This window comes from Actinomyces sp. oral taxon 448 str. F0400 (genome assembly GCF_000220835.1).
Classification (GTDB): domain Bacteria; phylum Actinomycetota; class Actinomycetes; order Actinomycetales; family Actinomycetaceae; genus Actinomyces.
In genome coordinates this window covers 1450945-1471810 of sequence record NZ_GL985606.1, presented here as the reverse complement: position 1 = coordinate 1471810, position 20866 = coordinate 1450945, and the positions used below count along the sequence as shown (strand labels likewise).

At 70.9% G+C, this 20866-nt stretch carries 14 protein-coding genes and 1 pseudogene; 4 read left to right on the top strand and 11 right to left on the bottom strand.

Annotated elements, in window-relative coordinates; translation table 11 throughout:
* Positions 1-45: 45 nt before the first annotated feature.
* The 4 genes from HMPREF9062_RS06290 to rpsO form a co-directional block, all read right to left on the bottom strand.
* Entirely contained in the window at positions 46-1419 is a 1374-nt protein-coding gene (locus HMPREF9062_RS06290; RefSeq protein WP_009749238.1) for a M16 family metallopeptidase, read from the bottom strand.
* Positions 1416-3782, bottom strand: a complete 2367-nt coding sequence (locus HMPREF9062_RS06285) for a polyribonucleotide nucleotidyltransferase (protein WP_009749237.1) — start codon at positions 3780-3782, stop codon at positions 1416-1418. The genes HMPREF9062_RS06290 and HMPREF9062_RS06285 overlap by 4 nt, the downstream gene beginning before the upstream one ends.
* A 516-nt stretch (positions 3783-4298) precedes the next feature.
* Positions 4299-6602, bottom strand: a complete 2304-nt coding sequence (locus tag HMPREF9062_RS06280) for a glycoside hydrolase family 3 N-terminal domain-containing protein (RefSeq protein WP_009749236.1) — start codon at positions 6600-6602, stop codon at positions 4299-4301.
* 146 nt (positions 6603-6748) lie between these two features.
* Positions 6749-7018 carry a 30S ribosomal protein S15 gene (rpsO, locus tag HMPREF9062_RS06275; RefSeq protein WP_009749235.1) on the bottom strand — a complete coding sequence of 90 codons (270 nt, stop codon included), beginning with the start codon at positions 7016-7018 and terminating at the stop codon, positions 6749-6751.
* A 504-nt stretch (positions 7019-7522) separates the two neighbouring features.
* Here rpsO and HMPREF9062_RS13610 point away from each other — a divergent pair.
* A complete protein-coding gene (locus tag HMPREF9062_RS13610) occupies positions 7523-7945 on the top strand; it encodes a hypothetical protein (RefSeq protein WP_009749234.1) in 423 nt (140 codons plus the stop codon).
* A complete protein-coding gene (locus HMPREF9062_RS13605) occupies positions 7942-8148 on the top strand; it encodes an LpqC protein (RefSeq protein ID WP_009749233.1) in 207 nt (68 codons plus the stop codon). Before HMPREF9062_RS13610 ends, HMPREF9062_RS13605 begins: the two co-directional genes overlap by 4 nt.
* 53 nt (positions 8149-8201) lie before the next feature.
* On the opposite strand, the gene HMPREF9062_RS06265 is transcribed toward HMPREF9062_RS13605, so the two are convergent.
* From HMPREF9062_RS06265 to rbfA, 3 genes are all read right to left on the bottom strand, one after another.
* Positions 8202-9257: a bifunctional riboflavin kinase/FAD synthetase gene (locus tag HMPREF9062_RS06265; RefSeq protein ID WP_009749232.1), complete on the bottom strand. Its 1056-nt coding sequence runs from the start codon at positions 9255-9257 to the stop codon at positions 8202-8204.
* 147 nt (positions 9258-9404) lie between these two features.
* On the bottom strand, positions 9405-10466 hold the full coding sequence (truB, locus tag HMPREF9062_RS06260; RefSeq protein ID WP_009749231.1) for a tRNA pseudouridine(55) synthase TruB: 1062 nt from the start codon (positions 10464-10466) through the stop codon (positions 9405-9407).
* A complete protein-coding gene (rbfA, locus tag HMPREF9062_RS06255) occupies positions 10463-10927 on the bottom strand; it encodes a 30S ribosome-binding factor RbfA (RefSeq protein ID WP_009749230.1) in 465 nt (154 codons plus the stop codon). The genes truB and rbfA overlap by 4 nt, the downstream gene beginning before the upstream one ends.
* A 177-nt stretch (positions 10928-11104) precedes the next feature.
* Here rbfA and rarD point away from each other — a divergent pair, with 177 nt between their 5' ends.
* Positions 11105-12103 (top strand): EamA family transporter RarD, encoded by a 999-nt coding sequence (rarD, locus tag HMPREF9062_RS12505; RefSeq protein WP_253270676.1) that lies wholly within the window; start codon positions 11105-11107, stop codon positions 12101-12103.
* A 12-nt stretch (positions 12104-12115) separates the two neighbouring features.
* Here the strand turns inward: rarD and HMPREF9062_RS06245 are convergent.
* From HMPREF9062_RS06245 to HMPREF9062_RS06235, 3 genes and pseudogenes are all read right to left on the bottom strand, one after another.
* Positions 12116-12928 (bottom strand): annotated as a pseudogene (locus HMPREF9062_RS06245) (slipin family protein); the annotation flags it as partial.
* Positions 12925-13866, bottom strand: coding sequence for a hypothetical protein (locus HMPREF9062_RS06240; RefSeq protein WP_009749227.1), 942 nt, complete (start codon positions 13864-13866; stop codon positions 12925-12927). The pseudogene HMPREF9062_RS06245 and the gene HMPREF9062_RS06240, both read right to left, overlap by 4 nt.
* Positions 13866-16223: a nitric-oxide reductase large subunit gene (locus tag HMPREF9062_RS06235; RefSeq protein WP_009749226.1), complete on the bottom strand. Its 2358-nt coding sequence runs from the start codon at positions 16221-16223 to the stop codon at positions 13866-13868. The genes HMPREF9062_RS06240 and HMPREF9062_RS06235 overlap by 1 nt, the downstream gene beginning before the upstream one ends.
* Positions 16224-16625: 402 nt before the next feature.
* Here HMPREF9062_RS06235 and HMPREF9062_RS06230 point away from each other — a divergent pair, with 402 nt between their 5' ends.
* A complete protein-coding gene (locus tag HMPREF9062_RS06230) occupies positions 16626-18200 on the top strand; it encodes a molybdopterin-dependent oxidoreductase (protein WP_009749225.1) in 1575 nt (524 codons plus the stop codon).
* 128 nt (positions 18201-18328) lie between these two features.
* Here the strand turns inward: HMPREF9062_RS06230 and infB are convergent.
* Positions 18329-20866: translation initiation factor IF-2 (infB, locus tag HMPREF9062_RS06225; RefSeq protein WP_009749224.1), on the bottom strand; the 2538-nt coding region annotated here is incomplete at its 5' end.

Here is a 20866-nt window from a genome sequence, read left to right as displayed (position 1 = left end):
GCGCTGCGGCCAGCGGTCGTCGGCCTCTCATGGTTGCTGCCGTCGTCAGCCGACCGGCCCCACAAGGACCCGTGCGCGCCTTTGGGCAGCCAGCCAGGCGGCGGTCTCGCGCACCTCCTCGGCGGTGACGGCATTCAGGCGTCGCAGGTTCTCCTCCATGGAACGCAGACGGCCGGTGACGACTTCGCCGCGGCCCAATCGGCCCATGCGCGCCAGGCAGTCCTCTCCCCCGAGCACCATGGCGCCGCGCAGCTGGCCGCGGGCGCGATCCATCTCGCGGTCCGCGACGCCGTCGGCGGCGAGCCTGTCGAACTCCCCGGCCATGACGGCGCACACCTCGTCGACCGCTTCGGGAGCGCAGCCGGCGTACATGCCGAAGGCCCCCGCCCCGGCGTAGGAGGCGTCGAAGGCGTAGGTGGTGTAGGCCAGTCCCCGCTTCTCACGGACCTCCTGGAACAGGCGCGAGGACATGCCCCCGCCCAGGATGGTGGTGAGCACGCTCATGACCCAACGGCGCTCGTCGCGCACCGGGATCCCCTGGCAGACCAGGTAGACGTGGGACTGCTCGCACTCGCGCTCCAGACGCACGTCGTGAACCTCCAGATCCCGGGCCTCGACGGTCTCGAAGCGACGCGGACGCGGCGGCACGCCCCCGGCCGTATCCCAGCCGGCGACCTCGAGGTTCGTCGCCACCCTCTCGCAGAGCTCGTCGTGGTCCACGGCGCCGGCGGCGGCTACCACGAGGGTGTCGGAGGCGTACGTGCGCTTGTAGTGCTCCCAGACGGCGTCGCGCGGCACGGCGACAACGGCCTCCCAGGTGCCGCCGATGGGCCGGCCCAGCGGTGTGCCGTCGCCGAAGGCGGCCCGGGCGAACGCCTCCTGGGCGACATCGACGGGATCATCCGCGGCGTCGGCGAGCTCGGAGACGATGACGCCGCGCTCGGTCTCGACCTCGGCCGGATCGAGCCTGGAGGAGGCGACCATGTCGGTCAGGACGTCGAGGGCCTCCATGGCGTCCGTCCCCTGGACGCGGGCGTAATAGGAGGTGTGCTCCTTGGAGGTGGCTGCATTGGACTCCCCGCCGATGAGATCGAAGGCCTCAGCGATATCTCGAGCGGTACGGGTGGCGGTGCCCTTGAACAGAAGGTGCTCCAGGAAGTGGGTCGACCCCTCCTGCCCGGCGACCTCGTCACGGGATCCGACGCCAAACCACGCGCCCAGGCTCGCCGAGCGCAACCCGGGCACGGCCTCGGTGATGATCCGCACGCCGCCGGGCAGGACCGAGCGGCGCAGCACGGCGCCGTCGTCGCTCAGGTGCAGCTCGGTGCCAGGAGCGCCGGCGGGGCCGCGCACGAGGTCGACCTCGGAGTAGCTCATATCCGCGCCGCCGGGGGCGCCGACGGCCGGCGCCGGACTCATTCCTCCTCGGAGGGGGAATCGGCCGTGCGCATCCGACGACGGCGCGGACGGCGCTCGCGCCGCTCCCCGTCCGCCCCGGAGCGCTCACGGCGTGGGCGGCGCTCGCGCCGCTCCCCGTCTCGAACGGCCTTACCGGCGGTGTTCTCCGCCTCCGCGGCCAACTGCTCATCGGACAGGACTGCGTGCAGGCTCAGCTTGCCGCGCTGATCGATCTCGGCCAGCTCGACCTGGACCTTGTCGCCCACATTCAGGACGTCCTCGACATTCTCCACGCGCTTGCCCCCCACGAGCCGGCGGATCTGCGAGATGTGCAGCAGTCCGTCCTTGCCCGGGGTCAAGGACACGAAGGCGCCGAAGGTCGTCGTCTTGACGACGGTGCCCACGAAGCGCTCGCCGATCTCGGGCATCTGCGGATTGGCGATGGCGTTGACGGCCTCACGGGCCGCCTCGGCGGACGGGCCGTCGGCCGCGCCGATGTAAACGGTGCCGTCGTCCTCGACGGTCAGATCCGCGCCGGTGTCCTCCTGGATCTGGTTGATCATCTTCCCCTTGGGACCGATGACCTCGCCGATCTTGTCGACCGGGATGCGAACGGTCAGAACGCGCGGGGCGGTCGGTGCCATCTCATCGGGCCCGTCGATGGCCCGAGCCAGCACATCGAGGATGAACAGACGGGCGTCACGGGCCTGGCCCAGCGCGCCGGCGAGGATGTCGCTGGGCAGGCCATCGAGCTTGGTGTCGAGCTGAAGGGCGGTGATGACGTCGCGGGTGCCGGCGACCTTGAAGTCCATGTCGCCGAAGGCGTCCTCGCTCCCGAGGATATCGGTGAGCGTGGCCCACGCGGTCTCGCCGTCGATCTCCTCGTGCATGAGCCCCATGGCGATGCCGGCGACGGGGGCGCGCAACGGCACGCCGGCCTGAAGCAGGGACAGTGTGGAGGCGCACACCGACCCCATGGAGGTCGAGCCGTTGGAGCCGAGCGCCTCGGAGACCTGACGGATGGCGTAGGGGAACTCGTCCCGGCCGGGCAGGACGGGCACGAGGGCCCGCTCGGCGAGCGCCCCGTGGCCGATCTCGCGACGCTTGGGGGCGCCGACGCGCCCGGTCTCGCCGGTGGAGAAGGGCGGGAAGATGTACTGGTGCATGTAGCGCTTGTGGGTGACCGGCGACAGATCGTCGATCTGCTGCTCCATGCGCAGCATGTTGAGGGTGGTCACACCCAGGATCTGGGTCTCGCCCCGTTCGAAGACGGCCGAGCCGTGGACGCGCGGCAGAACCTCGACCTCAGCGCCCAGGGTGCGGATGTCCTTCAGCCCGCGGCCATCGATGCGCACGCCCTCGGTCAGCGTGCGGTGACGGACGAGCTTCTTGGTGACGGCCCTGAACGCGGCCTTGAGGGCTTTGACGTCCTCCTCGGAGGTGAAGCGCTCGGCGAGATCGACCAGGACCTTCTCGCGCACGGCATCGGTGGCGGCATCGCGGGCCTGCTTGCCCTCGGCGGCGATAGCGCCGGCCAGATCGTGGGCCCGAGCCGCCTCCTCGACGGCGGCGTACTGCTCGTCGGTGTAATCCAGGTAGAGGGGGAATTCGGCGGTCGGCTTGGAGGCGTGAGCGGCGACCTCCATCTGCGCCTCGCACAGCACCCTGATGTGCGGCTTGGCGGCCTCGAGGGCCTCGGCGACGACGGCCTCGGTGGGGGCCGTGGCCCCGGCGGCGATGAGACTCCAGGCGTTCTCGGTGGCGCCGGCCTCGACCATCATGATGGCGACGTCGCCGCCGTCGAGGAGGCGGCCCGCCACGACCATGTTGAATGTGGCGCGCTCGATCTCGGAGTAGCGGGGGAAAGCCACCCACCGGCCGTCGATGAGAGCCAGGCGGGTGCCGGCGATCGGCCCGGAGAAGGGCAGGCCCGCGATCTGGGTGGACATGGAGGCCGCGTTGATGGCCAGGACGTCGTAGGCGTCGTCGGGGTCGATGGCCAAGACCGTCTCGACGACCTGGACCTCGTTGCGCAGGCCCTTGACGAAGGACGGACGCAGGGGGCGGTCGATGAGCCGGCAGGCGAGAATGGCGGAAGTGCCCGCACGGCCCTCGCGGCGGAAGAAGGAGCCGGGGATACGGCCGGCGGCGTACTGGCGCTCCTCCACGTCGACGGTCAGCGGGAAGAAGTCGAACTGCTCCTTGGGGTGCTTGCCCACAGTGGTGGCAGACAGGACGGCCGTCTCACCGTCGAGATAGGCCATGGCGCTTCCAGCGGCCTGCTTGGCCAGGCGGCCCGTCTCGAAGCGAACCACGCGCTTGCCGAAGGGGCCGTTGTCGATCACTGCCTCGGCGGCGGTGACCTCGGGGTCGTCAATGAACATCTGCGATGCGTCTCTTTCTCAGGTTTCCTCTGGGGCCGGAGCGTGGCCTTCGATCGAGGCCCACGGAGCAGCCGGCGCGACGACTGACGCGCGCTGGTCCGGAGGCCACCACCGAAAACCGACGGCTCCTGCCGTCCGGGGCCGGGGCTTCTTCCCGGGCCCGGGCCCGCGCCGGACGGGCGGCGCCACACCGGCACCGCCCCGCCGCATACGTCCGACCCGCCAGTCACGGGCACGCACACGGGCGAGCACGGTGATCCTACCGTGGGGGCGGCGCCATGGGCGGTAGCCCACGGCGGCGGCGGCGTGAGATGGGACGCGCCGTTCTCGTGGACGGGTGCGGAGGAGCCCTCGGCCCGTCGGGGCCCGGCGCGCCATTACGGCGGGAACCGCGACGAGATCCCGCCGCCCGAGGCTCCCGGCCCACCGGACGGCGGTCCCCGTCGCCTCGCGTCGATCCCGCGGACCCGCCGTACTCGCCCGGCCGCGAGCGCGGCGGGCGACGACGCATCCGCGTCAGCGCACCTCGAAGGAGGTCGTCGCTTCGGCCAGCGACGACCCTCCCACGTAGACGTCGACGGTGGTGCTCGAGTCCTGGACATGGGTGCGCGAGGCGGCCGACCAGTAGCTCAGCTCGTCGGGGCCGAGTCCGAACTCGACGGTGATCGTCCGCCCGGCGGGCACGGCGACGCGTCTGAAGCCCTTGAGCTCCCGGACGGGGCGACTCGAGCGGCCGTGCCTCTGGTGGATGTAGAGCTGGACGACCTCCTCTCCGTCGCGCGCCCCGGTATTCGTGACATCCACGTCGACGCTCACCGCCTCGCCCACCGCGATCGTCTGCGCGCTCACGCGCGGCCGGGAGTACTCGAAGCTCGTGTAGGAACCGCCGTGCCCGAAGGGGTAGAGCGGAGTGGACTCCTCATCCCAGTAGCGCTCGCCCGCCCCTTCCGGCTGAAAGGTACGGTCATGGGAATAGATCATCGGCACCTGGCCGACCGTGCGCGGCCAGGTGAAGGGCAGACGTCCGGCGGGGTCGACGTCGCCGAACAGAGCGGCGGCGACCGCCCGTCCGCCGCACGTGCCGGGGTACCACACCTGCATGATGGCGGGAAGGTTCTCATCGGCCCAGCGCATGTCGAGGGGGCGGCCGGACATGACCAGGGCGACGGTCGGCGTACCGGTGGCGGCCACCGCCGTGAGCAGATCGAGCTGATGCCCGGGCAGTTCCAGGGTGGAGACGGAGGCCTTCTCCCCGATGCAGTTCTGAGCCTGGCCGACGACGACGACGGCGACCCCGGCGCCGGAGGCGAGGCGCACGGCCTCGTCGATGGCGGCCTCGTCGTCGAAGTCGTCGGGTCTGACGGGCAGGCTCCCGGCGGGCTCCTGCTCGTCGAACATGGACGGGAAGCGGCGTGGCGGGGCCCACTCGCCCACGGCGTAGTCGACGCGGACGTCGGAGCCGGCCCGCTCGCGGATGCCGGCCAGGATCGTCGTCACCTCCGCCGGGTCGTAGTCGAAGACCCAGGGCCCCAGGGTGTCGCGCGGGGAGTCGGCGAGCTGGCCGACGACGGCGATGGACCCGCGGGCGCCCAGGGGCAGGACGCGCGAGCCGTCCGGGCCCGGCCGGTTCTTGAGCAGGACGAGAGTGCTCTCGGCCGCCGTGCGAGCGACGCGGCGGTGGGCGGGATCGGCCAGGACGGCGGGTGCGGCCTCGACGTCGACGTAGGGGTTCTCGAACAGGCCCATGGCGAACTTGGCCCGCAGGACGCGGCGCACGGCGGTATCCAGGGCCTCGACGGTGATCAAGCCGGCTCCCAGGGCCTCGGGCAGCCGCTTGTAGGCGGCGTCGTCCCTGCCCATCTCCATGTCCAGGCCGGCCATCAGAGCGCGCGCTCCGGCGTCGGTCAGATCCTCGGCGAAGTGCTGGGTGGTCAGGGACTGGACAGCATCGGCGTCCGAGACGACGAAGCCCTCGAAACCGAAGGTTCCGCGCAGGACATCGGTCAGCAGCCACCGATTGCCGCAGGCGGGCACGCCGCACAGGTCCATATAAGCGCTCATGACGTTGCCGGCCCCAGCGTCGACGGCCGCCTTGAAGGGCGGCAGGTAGACATTCCACAGTTCGTTGTCGGAGATCTCGCTGTCCTCGTAGTCCCGGCCACCGCGGGCGGCGCCGTAGCCCGCGAAGTGCTTGGGGCCGGCGAGAACGCGACCCTCACGGCCGATGTCGGGCCCGCCCTGGAAGCCGCGTACCTGAGCGGCGGCGCAGGCCGCGCCCAGGTACGGGTCCTCGCCGGCGCCCTCGACGATGCGACCCCAGCGGGGGTCGCGGGCGATATCGACCATGGGGGCGAAGGTCCACGAAATGCCCACGGCGCGGGCCTGCTCGGCGGCGGAGGCCTGCGCGGCCTCGAGGACCGCGGGGTCCCATGAGGCGGCCATGGCGATGGGCACGGGCATGATGGTGCGCAGCCCGTGAATCACGTCGTAGCCGAAGATGAGCGGGATGCGGTGGGGGCCGTGCTCAACGGCCAGGCGCTGGAGCTCGTTGCGCGTGGCGGGGTCGCGCACGAAGAGCACGGAGCCGGCCCGCCCGGCGCGGATCTCGGCCTCGACCATCGCAGGCTGGGAGGGAGGTCTCCGGTGCTCGGTCGGGAGATCGGCCGGGTCGGCGCCGTCGCTTGCGGGGTGCATGGAGCGCAGGTAAAAGTACTGGGTGAGCTGGCCGGCCTTCTCCTGCACACTCAGACGCGCGAGAAGATCGTTGACGCGGTCGTCGATCGGTGCGGCGGGGTCGAGGTAGGTATCGGACTGGGCCATCGGTGCTCCTCCGGGCGGCATCGTTGTCGACAACGGTTGTTCAACCACCCGCTCGATTGTCATGTCCCGTCCCCGCCCGCGTCGCCCTCCGAACGACCCGGCCCCGTCACCACTGCGGGTGACGGGGCCGGGCGCCGAGGGCGCGGTCAACGGCGGATGCCGAGGCGGGCGATCAGTGAGCGGTAGCGCTCGATGTCCTCCTTCACGAGGTAGTCGAGGAGGCGACGACGCTTGCCGATGAGCAGATAGAGGCCGCGCCGCGAGTGGTGGTCGTGCGTGTGGGTCTTGAAGTGCTCGGTGAGGTTGGAGATGCGCTCGGACAGAACGGCGACCTGCACCTCGGGGGAGCCCGTGTCGCCCTCATGGGTGGCGTACTCGGCGATGAGCTCCTGCTTGCGCTTGGCGGAAATCGACACTGCGGCTCCCTGGTCTCGTTGCACGGAGCGCCGGGGCTGGTTCTCCCGGGCATGACACATCCGTGGCCGATCGACGGCGCGGCAACCATACCAGGCCACCGGCCCGCGCCCGGTCGTCCGACCCGTGGACTCGGGCACACGGGCGATCGCCCGCCCCGTGGACTCCACAACCCTGTGCTCCCCGCGATCTCCCCGACCGTCCACAACTCCTGTAAGGCCCCATGGGAACCCTATACTTCGGATCGTCTCCAAAGCGGCGCCGCGCACCGCCGCGCGATCGACCTGCGACGGAACAGCACCCGTCCGTCCACCTGCGCGCCGCGGCCGCCGGGCCCGGCGATGAAGGGAGAGCTCCATGCCCCGTCGGCTTGTACTCATCAGCGGTCTCATCCTCGTCATCGTCGTCTCACTGCTCGTGGCCACGGCGATGCTCTAGCGCACGCCGCCGCGCCCGGGCGCGGCGGCCCCCTCCCCCATGCCGACCCCCTTGCACCGCTGCCTCTGGTGCTGGACCTGCACGACTCGGGCTCGAACGGCCCCTCCCAGGCTGCAGTCTCCGGGCTGGACGCCGTCGCCGACGCTGACGAAACCGGCTTCATCGTCGCCGACCCGCAGCACGTCTACGTCACCGGGTTTTTCGGCGGCGACCGCATGGCCTCGGCCCTGGCCTGCGCCCGTCCGGACCTCGTCACCGTCATCGCCCCGGTGGCGGGCCTGCGCGCCGACCGGGCCAGCGCCGACGCCCCTTCCGTCGTCGATGACGAGAAGACCTGCGCCTCCGCCCAGGGTGTGTCGGTGGTGACCTTCTACGGAGAGGACGACACCGTCGCCCCCCCTACTGGGGCGATGACGATCCGCGGTGGGGCTACGACGTCCCCACCGCCGTCCAGGCCTGGGCCGACCTCGACCAGTGCGAGGAGACGGTGATCGATCAGGTCGACCAGAGCGTCGAACGCACCACCCACAGCAGCTGCGATCAGGGCGCGGAGGTCGTGGCCTACACGATGGAGGACGGCGGGCACGCCTGGCCGGGCACCACCGTCGACCAGGGCGCGGGTGCCACGACGTCACAGATCAACGCCCCCAAACTCATGTGGGAGTTCTTCGCCGCCCACTCCAAGGAAGGGTGAGACCGGGCGAGGGGTGAGATCGGGCCCGGCGGGGCCCGCCCGGCGCCCCCTCCTCAGCCGGCCGTAACGTCCTCGGGTCGGATCGACCTGGGCGCCCCCACCCCCAGGACGCGAGCGGTTTCAACGACGTCAGCACGCATCTGATCCAGCAGCGGCTGAAGACCGTCGAAGGCGAGCATGGGCCGCAGCAGGTCGACGAGCTCGATGGCCACGACCTCGCCGTACAGATCGAGGTCGGCCCGTCCGAGCACGTGCGCCTCGACGGTGCGCTGGGGCACATCGTCGAAGGTGGGGTTGGTGCCGATGGAGATCGCCGCGGGCAGCCTCTCCTCGCGCGGCGACCGGCCCGCGGCCCCGGACAGGGCGGCGGCGCCCGGCGAGCGCACGAGCCACCCCGCATAGACGCCGTCGGGCGGGACCACGCCCGCGCTGGCCGCGTCCAGGTTGGCGGTGGGGAACCCCAGTTCGCGGCCGCGACGCCGCCCGTGGACGACCGTGCCGCGCAGGCGGTGGACGTGGCCGAGGACCTCGGCAGCGCCCTGCATATCACCGGCCTGGAGGAGCTCGCGCACCCAGGTCGATGACCAGCGGCGACCCGACGGCGAGCGCACGTCATCGACGATCTCCACTGCGAGGCCGTCGGCGCGGCCGATGCGCTCCAGCAGTGCGGCATCGCCGCTGTTGCCGCGTCCGAAGCGCACGTCCTCCCCCACGACGACTGCTCGCGCCGCGAGCAGCCCCTCGAGCCAGGTGCGCACGAACTCCTCGGGCCCCTGGTCGGCGAAGTCGAGGGTGTAGTGGACGACGAGGACCGCGTCCAGACCGGTGGCGGCCAGAGCCTCGAGGCGGTCGGCCAGCGAGGCAACCATGGGCATGTGCGCCTCAGGGCGGTGGACCAGTACCGGATGCGGGTCGAAGGTGACCGCCACCGCCATCGGACGTTCACCGCCGGGGCGGGCCATCCGCCTGGCCCGCTCGACGACGCGGGCCAGGATGGCCTGATGGCCGCGGTGCACTCCGTCGAAGATGCCGACGGTGACGACCGTCCCGGCGTCCCGCGGATCCGTCAGTCTCGCGGGCACCTGCTCGGATCCGTACCACACCTGCACGGTCGTCCTCCTGCCTTCCTCACCCGGGCGCGGGCCCGGCGACCGTCGCTGCGGCCGCCCCGGACCGGTCAACGAGCCGGCCGATCCGGCTCATCGCGTCTCCCCGCGGTCGGTTCTCCGCCGTCCTCGATCCGCCCGCCGCGCCCCTCAGGCGGGCGAGAGCACCAGGACGGGGCGTGCCCGCCCGCCCTTGCGGGTCAACAGTGCCACGACGCCCCCATCGGGTGCGAACCCGGCGACCGCATCGGGGTGCGGGCCGGCCCCCTCCCCGGCCGCGACGGCGCCCATCGGCTCCCCGGGGGTCATGACGGCCCGGTCGAGCACGTCCTCCGGCAGACTCCGCCCGTAGCGGACGGCGGCGGACTGGTCCCGATCGAGCTCGACCGCGGGCAGGACGCGCCGGACCACCGTCGAGGGCGACAACGTGCTCAGGCCCTCGGGCTCGGGCCCGGCGGCGTCCGCCGTCACCTGCGAGACCATGTCCCGCGGCCCGCAGGCCTCGTCGATGGTGAAGGGGCCCACGCGCGTACGGCGCAGCGCCGTCAGGTGGGCCCCGGTGGCGAGGGCGGCGCCGAGGTCTCGAGCCAGTGCGCGCACGTAGGTGCCCGACGAGCACGACACCCGCAGACGCAGGTCCACGACCGCGGTGCCGTCAGCGGCGCGAGCGGCCACCGGCGCGCCCAGCCGCGTCAGGCGGTGGACGGTGACGCTGCGGGCGGGGAGGACGACGTCCTCGCCCCCGCGCACGCGCGCATAGGACCGCACGCCGTCGACTCTAATGGCGGACACGGCGCTGGGCACCTGCGCGATCCTCCCGGTGAGAGAGCCCATCGCCTCCTCCAGGCGCGCGGCGAAAGCGCCGTGCCCGCCGGGCCAGGCTTCGGGGTCCGGGCATCCCCGGGAAGCGGTGACCTCGCCCTCGGCGTCCTCGGTGAGCGTGTCCTGCCCCAGACGCACGGTCGCCTCGTAGGTCTTGTCCGCGCCGACGAGATAGGTCAGCAGGCGCGTGGCCCGGCCGACCCCCAGGACGAGCAGGCCGGTGGCGGCGGGGTCCAGGGTGCCGGCGTGGCCGACCCTGCGGGTCGCGGCCAGGCGCCGAGTGAGGGCGACGACGTCGTGGCTGGTGGGCCCCGCCGGCTTGTCGACTAGGACGACGCCGTCGCGCGCCGTCGCGGCGCCGCGCACCGCGTCGGGGAGCCCCGCCCTCATTCGACCCGCCCGTCGGCGTCCGCGCCCTCGCCGGCGTCGTCGGGCTCGTCGTGCCGGTAGGGGTCGGCCTCACCCGCGTAAGGGGCGCCGGCATGAGCGCGGGAGATCTCCTCGTCCCTGGCGCGCGCCCGAGCCAGGGCGTCCTCGAAGGTCCGGGCCTGGGTGGGCAGGGCGTCGAGCCGGAAGGTCAGCGACGGGGTCAGGCGGATGCCGAGCGCCCTGCCGACTGCGGAGCGGATGAGCCCCTTGGCCGAATCCAGGGCGGCGGCGGAGTCGCGGCGCTCCTCCTCGGTGCCGTAGACCGTGTAGAAGACCGTCGCCTGCTGCAGGTCGCCGGTGACGCGGACGTCGGTGATGGTGACGAAACCCAGACGCGGGTCCTTGATGCGCCCCTGCAGAAGGCGGGCGACGGTCTCGTGGATGCGGTCGGCGACCTTGCGGGCGCGGGCGGTGTCGGCCATGGATCCTCCTCACTCGCTCAGAACGGCCCGGGCCGGGCGGGCCGGCGACGGGCGGACAGCACACTGTCACAGAATGCCCCGCTCCGCGCTACGGCGCGCCCGACGCGGGCACCCGTGCGCACGGCGAGGGGCCGGGGCTAGCATTGGCGCACCCGCCCGATAGGAACGAGCCCGCGCATGACCCCCCTGCTGCCGCCGCACCGCTCCTCCGTGCCCGGCGAGGAGGAGCCGGCGCCCCGCAGGAGGACGGCGCCGACCTCCGGCCTCGGCACGGGATCCGGCATGGTCATGGTACTGGGCTGCTACCTGCTGTGGGGAGTCTTCCCCCTGTACTTCCACCTGCTGTCGGCCGCCGGGGCGGTGGAGGTCATCGGCCACCGCATCGTGTGGACACTGGTGACCTGCGCCCTCCTGATGACCGCGCGACGAGGGTGGGGCGAGCTGCGCACCGTGGTGACGACCCCGGCCCTGATCGGCCGGCTCGCTGTGTCGGGCGTGCTGGTGAGCGCCAACTGGCTCATCTACGTCTACGGCGTCAACACGGGGCGCACCGCGGACGCGGCTCTCGGGTACTTCATCAACCCGCTCGTGACGGTGGCCCTCGCGGCGGTCTTCCTGGGCGAGCGACTGCGCCGGGCCCAGGGCGCGGCCATCGTTCTCGCGGCTGCCGCCGTGACGGTCCTGGTGGTGGTGCAGGGCTCGCTGCCGTGGATATCGCTCGGGCTGGCGCTGACCTTCGGCTTCTACGGGCTGGTCAAGAAGCACCTGGGCGGACGGGTGGACGCGCTCACGGGTCTGACGACCGAGACCCTGGTGGTGACGCCCGTCGCCCTGGGCTACCTGGGACGGCTGCAGGCCGCGGGCGCGGGGGCTCTTCAAGGGCCCAGCGCCTCACCGGGACTGGCAGTCCTCCTCGTGGTCGCCGGTCCCGTCACCGCCGTGCCCCTGCTGCTGTTCGCCGCGGGCACCGCCCGGGTGCCGCTGAGCGTGGTGGGGCTGAGCCAGTACATCGCACCGACCCTACAGTTCCTCCTGGCCTGGGCGATCTTCGCCGAGGAGATCTCCACGGCGCGGTGGATCGCAATGATCCTGGTGTGGGCGGCAGTGGTCGTCTTCATCGCCGACGTCCTGCACCAGCTCGCCCTCCGCCCCCGTCTCAGTGGGCGCGGCGCCTGACCCCCGCCCATCACCGCCCCCCGGGTCGGTCCCGGCCGTCGGGGCCCCGTCTCCGGGCGCGACGCGCGTCGTCGACGCGAAACGCTCCATGAGCGGACCGATAAGGTCCATGGGCAGGGGGAAGACGACCGTGGAATTCTGGTCGGCCCCGAGCTCGAGCAGCGTCTGAAGGTAGCGCAGCTGGAGCGAGGCGGGCGACCTCGACAGGGTGTCGGCGGCCTGGCGGAGCTCCTCGGAGGCTTGAAGCTCGCCGTGAGCGTTGATGACCTTGGCCCGCCGCTCGCGCTCGGCCTCGGCGCCGCGGGCCATGGCCCGCTGCATCTGCTCGGGGATCTCGACGTCCTTGATCTCCACGACGCTCACATCCACGCCCCACGGCTGGGTCAGGTTCTCGATGATGTCGCGCAGGTCGGCGTTCAGGGCCTCACGATGCGCCAGAACGGTGTCGAGGTCGACCCGTCCGAGCACGCTGCGCAGTGTCGTCTGGGCGATCTGGGAGGTGGCGATGGCGTAGTTCTCCACCTCCATGACCGCCTTGACCGGGTCAACGACGTTGAACAGCACGACGGCGTTGACCCGGGCGGGGACGTTGTCCTCGGTGATGACCTCCTGAGGGGGGATGGTCAGGGTGACCACGCGGGTGTCGACCCTCTCCATGCGCTCCAGGAGGGGAATCACCAGATGCGGGCCCGGCTTGTAGACGGGCCGCAGACGGCCCAGGCGGAAGACGATGCCGCGCTCATACTGCCCGATGAGCTTGATGGACAGCAGGAGCACGAGCACCAGGAGGATGATGATCGCGACGAGGAAGACGGTGATGGTCATCGTGTGTCCTTTGCGGAACGTGCTGAAGCGGTTCGCGTGCCGGGGGTGGCGTCCCGCCAGGCCGAAGCCCATGTGCGGCGGGCTCCCCCGCGCACGGGACCCTCTCCCGCGGGGGCCCGCTCGGCCGGCGTCGGGCCGTCGTCGAAAACGCGGCGGCGCGTGCGCAAGGCGGAGACCCGCCGCAGTGCCGGCTCCTCGTCCGACGAGGCCCCCGACTCGTCGGACGGGGCGACCGCCGCGCCGGCGGGCCGCATCGGGTCGGCGGTCCGGGCACGGGCCCGGGCGATAGCCTCGGCGGCCTCGCGCACGGACCGGTAGCCCGTGGGTCCGGCACCGATCTCCACCGGCGTCGGTCCGGCGACCGCGCGACGGGCGGCTTCGGCCTCGTACTCGGCGGAGCCGACGTGGGGCAGTGCGGCCGGCGCATTGTCCGGCGTGCTCCACAGGTGGCGGGCCAGCGGATAGGTGCCCGCCGCCATGATCGCGAGCGTCGTGCCCAGGACCACCAGGTCGTCAGGCCCATGGAAGAGGGTCATCATGGACAGCGACAGGAAGATCCCCACGCATGCGATCACCAGGGCCACGCCGCGGTGGAAGCGCCCCGCCTCGGAGTAGGGCCAGGGGTCCACCGGACGAGTGATCTCACGGGGCCCGGGGGTGGGTGAGCAGGTCTCCTTCGAAGGGCACCTTCCGCAGATGGCGTGAGCCCCTTCGTAGCGGATGACGCGTTTGTCCGGGTCGAAGGCCGTGGGCCACAGCCACTGGTCCTCGTGACAGCGCCAGCCGTCGACGTCGTCGTGGTAGACGAAGTCGGCGTGACGCCAGTTCATCGAGCGCCGGGCGCTGCGCGAGCCGAGGACGTCCACGGCCCACGCGACCGCCAGCATGACCAGAACGTAGACGGCGACGAGCCAGACGTTGACGTCGGGTCCCGGCATCAGTCGTCCAGCGCTGCGCGCTCGCCGCGCCACGCCTTGGGCGCAGTCGGCATCTCCTCGTAGAGCGCGTCCTCGTCGAAGGTCTCCACGGTCCGGCCCTTGCGCCAGTTCCTGACCCCGAGGAAGGCGAGGTAGAGGTAGGGCAGGGCGCCCCCGAGGATGAAGATGAGATCACCGGGCATGCGCCCCCACTCGATGATTCGGTTGACCGTGTCGGTGACGTAGGTCAGCTGGCGCGCCTCGTAGTAACCGGTGCCCACCGAGTAGCGCAGCTGGAGGATGCCCAGCGGCAGCAGGGTCGCGAAGCACATCCAGGCCAGGCCGATATTCAGGCTCCAGAAGGAGATCTTGGCGAGCCTGTCCGGCCATTTGTCGGCGGGAATGAGGTAGCGCAAGGCGAACATGCCCAGTCCCAGGGCCATGAAGCCGTAGACGCCCATCATCGAGGCGTGCGCGTGGTTGGCGGTCAGGGCCGTGCCGATCTCGTAGTAGGACACGATCGGCAGGTTGACCAGGAAGCCGAAGACGCCGGCGCCCAGGAAGTTCCAGAAGCCCACGGCCACCAGGTACATGACGGCCCACCGGTGCGGGAAGGGCCCCGCCTCCTTGCCCTGTCGGTTGGCTCCCAGCTGCATGAAGGCCCACGCCTCGACCGTCAGGAAGGTCAGCGGGATAACCTCGGCCGCCGAGAAGAAGGCGCCCAGCGCCATGTGCTCCACCGGGGTCCCGGAGAAATACAGGTGGTGCATAGTGCCGATGACGCCGCCGGCCGAGTAGAGGATGACGTCCAGGAAGATGACGCCGAGCGCGATCTTCTCCCGCACCACGCCGAGCAGCACGAAGACGTACGCCACCATGACGGTCGTGAACAATTCGAGGAAGTCCTCGACCCACAGGTGCACGACCCAGAAGCGCCAGAACTCCGCGACCGTGACGTGGGTGCCCGTGCGGGCCATCATGCCCACCGCGTAGAAGGCCGGAATCGCCAGGGCGGCGAACATGAACAGCCACGGCATGTTGGCGACGTGCTCGTTGTGCAGGCGCGAGCGCATGGCGCGCCAGATGATGAAGACCCACACGAACAGGGCCCCCGTGAGCAGGACCTGGAAGACGAACGGCAGGTCGAGATACTCCCACTGCTGAGAGAACAGGGGGCCCTTGGCCCAGCTCAGACCGTGCTGGCTGGCGGCCTCGGCCAAGCAGGACAGCACGACGACGGCGGCCGCAGCGATCAAGAGGATCCACACCAGGACGTGCTGCCTCCTGGGCTCGCGCCGCGCGATGAAGGGCGTGAGGAACAGACCCGCTCCCAGCAGGCCCAGAGCGGTCCAGAACAGGGAGAGCTGAACGTGCCAGGTGCGCGCCAGTGAATAGGGAAGGATCCTGCCCATGTCGAAACCGAAGAAAGACAGAACGTCGGCGCGGTAGTGCTCGGCCAGGGAGCCGACGAGCGTTTGGACGACGAAGAGCCCGGCGATGACGAAGACGAACCACGCGACGACGCGCTGCGACTTGGTCAGACCGATCTGGCCGGGCTGACGGAAGGACAGGGCGGGGGACTCCTCGGAGTGCCAGCCGATCCGCCGGCTCCACCGGCCGTAGACGGCGAACATGATGCCGGTGCCGCCGATCAGGACGGCCAGTGAGATCACCGACCAGATCATGAGGTCGCCGGTGGGGGCGTTGCCCACGCGCGGCTCGGGGGGCCAGTTATTGGTGTAGGAGTAGTCGAGGCCCGGACGGTCGGCTGCGGAGGCCCAGGCGGTCCAGCCGATGAAGGCGGTGACCTGTTTGATCTCGGTCGGGTCGGTGATGAGGTCGGGTTTGAGGCCGTGCTCATGGGCCTCGGGTCCGAAGATCCGGGCGTAGTAGGCCATCGCCCCGTCGTAGGCCGTGGCCTCCTCATCGGTCCAGGTCAGCACGCCGGTGCGCGAGTCGTACTTGTTGGTGCGCAGCATGTCCCTGGCGGCGGTATCGGGGTCCGCGACGCCGTCGGCGGCCAACTGATCGCGCACGGAGTCGACCTCCATACGCAGATACTCGGCGGTGAAGTCCTGGCCGAGGTAGCCCCCGTGGCCGAGGATCGAGCCGTACTCCATGAGCCCGCGGGCCTGGAATATCTTCTGGCCCGCGGTGATGTCCTCCGTGGTGAACAGGGTCTCGCCGTTGGCGGTGACGACCTTGGCGGGCTGAGGCATGGAGTTGGTGTAGGTGCGGTAGGCCAGCAGACCCATCACGGTGAAACCGAAGAGCATGACCAGAGCGACGCCCTGGATCCAGCCCTTGGCTATGAGACGGTCGCGCCTCGCACTGACCGCCCCGGTCGGGGCGGCTGAGGACGGCTCGGACGATGGCATGGGGTCTCTCCCTCAAGAACGTCGGGGACGGGTCAAGGTCGGTTGGAACCTAACGCCACCAGCCGTGACGCGCCACACCCCGGGGCGGGTCCCGCCGGAGGGGCAGGAGAAGGGCGGTATTTGACCGGATCTTACCGGAAGAATGGAGAGCCGGACCCGCCGCCGACCCGCCGGGCCGGCGAATTACCCCACGTCGACGTCGCAGAAAGCGCACCGTCCCGCGGCGGGCCCGCCGCGGGGTCCGCCGTCGCCGAGCCCGCCGCAGCAGGCCTATCGCAGCGCCGCAGTCGGGTTCATCGCCAGCGGCACGCGGGAGCGATCGAACGTTCCGTCACATAACACCGTTCACACCGGATAAAATCGATGACGTTCCGTCATCATCAACGGCACAGAAGGTGACCGATGCATCCCCTCATCCTGGCGGCCGCACACTCAGCCGCAGATCTCTCCGAGCAGTGCGTGGACACGAACACGTTCCCCCTGTGGCTGCGCGTGACCCATCTCATCAACTTCTTATTCATGGGCATGCTCATCCGCTCGGGGATCGAGATCATCGCCTCCCACCCCCGCTTCTACCTCAACGATCACTGCACTCCCGGCTCGGAATGGATCCGCTTCACCCGGGACAAGGTGCCGATGGAGGAGGGGGCCTTCACCGCGCGCGACGACCAGCGCAGCCTCTCCCCCGTCATCGCGCTGCCGGGCCGCGCCAAGATCGGCCTGGGCCGCGCCTGGCACGGGATCGCGACCTCCTTCTGGATGCTCAACGGCCTGGTCTACGTCGTCCTGCTCTTCGCCACCGGCGCCTGGCGCCGCCTGGTGCCCACCACCTGGCAGATCCTCCCCGACGCCTGGGACTCGCTGCTGACCTACCTCCACCTGCGCGCTCCCTCTCTGTGCGACTTCACCCCCTACGACGCACTCCAGCAGCTGGGCTACTTCACCATCGTCTTCATCGCCGCACCGCTAATGATCATCACGGGTCCCGCTATGTCGCCGGCCGTCGTCGGACGCTTCCCCTGGTACGCCAAGATGTTCGGCGGACGCCAGGTCGCCCGCTCCCTGCACTTCCTGGGCATGGCCCTCTACCTCGCCTTCGCCGTCGTCCACGTGGGCCTCGTCTTCATCGTGCACGCGCCGCACAACCTCACCCACATCGTCTTCGGCCACGACGACCCCAATCGCGTCGGCCAGGCCTACGTCACCGTCATCGCGACCATCATCGTGGCCGTGGCGCTGTGGCTGGCGCAATCGTACTGGACGCTGGCGGACCTGCGCCGCAGTCAGCGCATCCTGTGGAATGCGACCCGGTGGATCCGCAGGGTCACTGTGGACCGCCTGGCCTCGAGGCAGTCGATCGCGCAGCCGTGGACCGAGAAAGACATCTCCCCCTTCCACTGGGTCAACACACGCACGCCCTCCCGGGAGGAGTCCCCGGAATACCACGAGCTGGCCGCCAACGACTTCCGTGACTTCCGCCTCGAGGTCTCCGGCATGGTCAGCCGGCCCGCGACCTTCTCCCTGGACGAGCTTCGCGAGATTGCCACGCAGTCCCAGATCACCATGCACACGTGCATGCAGGGGTGGACGGGCATCGCCAAGTGGACCGGAATCCGCGTGCGGGACCTGCTCGGCCAGGTCGGCGACATCGCCCCCGAGGCCGGATGGGTCATGTTCGAGTCCTTCGGCATGGCGCAGCACATGCACGACGGTCGACCCGTAGAGCCCTACTACACCTGCCTGCCGCTAGCCATGGCCATGGAGGACGACACCCTGCTCGCCTGGGCCCGCAACGACGAGCCCCTCTCGGGCATGTTCGGCGCCCCGCTGCGGCTGCGCTGCGAGACCGGGCACGGGTACAAGATGGTCAAGTGGGTGCGCTCAGTGTCCCTCATTCGCGACTACCGCGAGGTAGGCGACGGCATGGGCGGCACCCGCGAGGACTCCGGATACCAGGACGTCAACGCCCGCATCTGACCGGGACGCGCGACGAGCGGCGGAGATCGCTCACATCGAGGTGGGCGACCCCCGCCGTTCCAACCGGCTCAGCAGCGGATCCGCCGGCCGCGGGCGACCGGTCCGAAGCCGGGTCCCGCGGTCCGCGCTCACTCCCGAGGTTTCTCGCGCATCTCCCAGGTCTCGATGATGTCGCCCACGGCGATGTCCCTGTGAGCCAGGTTGATACCGCACTCGTAGCCCTCGCGGACCTCGGTGACATCGTCCTTCTCCCGGCGCAGCGTCTCGATGGTCAGATCACCGGCGACCACCACTGCGTCGCGCACGAGGCGGGCCTTGACGCCGCGCCTGATCGTCCCGGAACGGACGATCGAGCCGGCGATCGAACCGAACTTCGAGGAATGGAAGACCTGCCGGATCTCCGCGGCGCCGAGTCCGACCTCCTCGTAGACGGGCTTGAGCATGCCCCTCATGGCGGCCTCGACGTCCTCGATCGCGTTGTAGATGACCGAGTAGAACTTCATGTCGACGCCCTCCCGATCGGCCAGCTCGGCCACCCGCTCGGCGGGCCGCACGTTGAAGCCGATGATGACGGCGGAGTCGACCGTAGCCAGATTGACATCGTTCTGCGTGATCGCACCCACCCCGCGGTGGATGACGCGCAGCGCGACCTCCTCCCCGACGTCGATCTTGAGCAGGGAGTCCTCCAGCGCCTCGACCGCACCCGAGCTGTCGCCCTTGAGGATGAGGTTGAGGGTGTCGACCGAGCCCTCCTTGAGGACGTCGGAGAGGTTCTCAAGGCTCACGCGCTTGCGGCGCTTGGCCAGAAGAGCGGCCCGCTCGGCGGCCTCACGCTTATCCGCGATCTGGCGGGCGGTGCGGTCGTCGGGGGCGACGATGAAGGAGTCACCGGCGCTGGGCACACTGGTCAGACCCAGGACGAGGGCCGGGCGCGCCGGACGCACCTCGTCCAGGTTGCCGCCGTGCTCGTCGAACATGGCGCGCACGCGGCCGTAGGCGCTCCCGGCGACGATCGGATCGCCCACGCGCAGCGTCCCACGCTCCACCAAAACCGTGGTGACGGCGCCGCGGCCCCTGTCGAGCTTGGCCTCAATGGTCACGCCGCGGGCATCGCTCCCGGGGTTGGCGCGCAGGTCCAGGGCGGCGTCGGCGGTCAGCAGAACGGCCTCGAGGAGGGCGTCGATGTTGGTGCGCTGCTTAGCGGAGATGTCGACGAACATGGTGTCGCCGCCGTACTCCTCGGGGACCAGGCCGTACTCGGTGAGCTGTCCGCGGATCTTCTCCGGGTTGGCGCCCTCCTTGTCGATCTTGTTGACGGCCACCACGATCGGCACGTGCGCGGCCTGGGCGTGATTGAGCGCCTCGACCGTCTGCGGCATGACCCCGTCGTCGGCGGCCACGACGAGAATCGCGATGTCCGTGACCTCGGCGCCGCGGGCCCGCATGGCCGTGAAGGCCTCGTGACCGGGGGTGTCGATGAAGGTGATCGGGCGGGTCTCGTCATTCAGGTGCACGCGCACCTGGTAGGCGCCGATGGACTGGGTGATGCCCCCGGCCTCGGCGGCGGCCACGTCGGTGGAGCGGATGGCGTCCAGCAGCTTGGTCTTACCGTGGTCGACGTGCCCCATGACCGTGACCACCGGCGGACGCGGCACGAGGTCGGTGTCGTCCTCCCGGGCCTCCTCGGCCTCCAAGTCGATGTCGAAGGACTCCAGCAGTTCGCGGTCCTCATCCTCGGGCGAGACGATCTGGACGTTGTATCCCAGCTCGGCGCCCAGCAGAGCGAAGGTGTCCTCGTCCAGGGACTGGGTGGCTGTCGCCATCTCACCGAGATGGAAGAGCACCGTGACCAGCGCGGCCGGATTGGCGTTGATCTTCTCGGCCAGGTCCGTCAGGGTCGCGCCCTGGCGCACGCGGACGGGGGTCGAGCCGTCACCGCGCGGGACGACGACACCGCCGATCGACGGAGCGGACTGCTGCTCGAACTCCTGACGCTTGGTCCGCTTGGACTTGCGTCCGCGGGGAGCGCCGCCGCCGCGTCCGAAAGCTCCCTGAGTCGAGCCGCGACCGCCGCGACCGCCGCGAGGACCGCCGAAGCCGCCGCGGGGACCGCCGCCGGAGCGCCCTCCGGTCCCCGAGCGACCGCCGCGACCGCCCTGACCGCCACGGGCCGGAGCACCGGGGCGAGCGACAGAGGAGTGGCCGGGCATCATCCCCGGATTGGGGCGGGGCCCGCCCGGACGCGGGGCGCCCTGGGACCGGGAGCCACCGGAGCGGGATCCCGGCGCGGGCCTACCGCCCTGCGGACGCGGACCGCCCGAACCGCCGGGGCGGGGCATGCCCTGGGATGTGGCGAAAGGATTGTTACCCGGACGCGGGCTCCCCCCTCCGCCCCGCCCGCCCGTTCGGCCGCGACCGCCGGGCCGGGGCATGCCCTGGGATGTGGCGAAAGGATTGTTGCCCGGACGCGGGGCGCCGGGACGGGGGCCGGGGGTCGAGCCGTGCCGCGGACCCGGTGTGGGTGCGGACGGCCTGCCATGCCCGCCGGACGGGGGCCGCTGCGGGGCCTTCGGGGTCGGATGGTTCGCAGCCGACTGAGCCTCGGCGCCGGGGCGGGGGGCCGCCGGCCGGGCGTCGCCCGGCTTGCGGGGCTTCGGGGTCGGGCG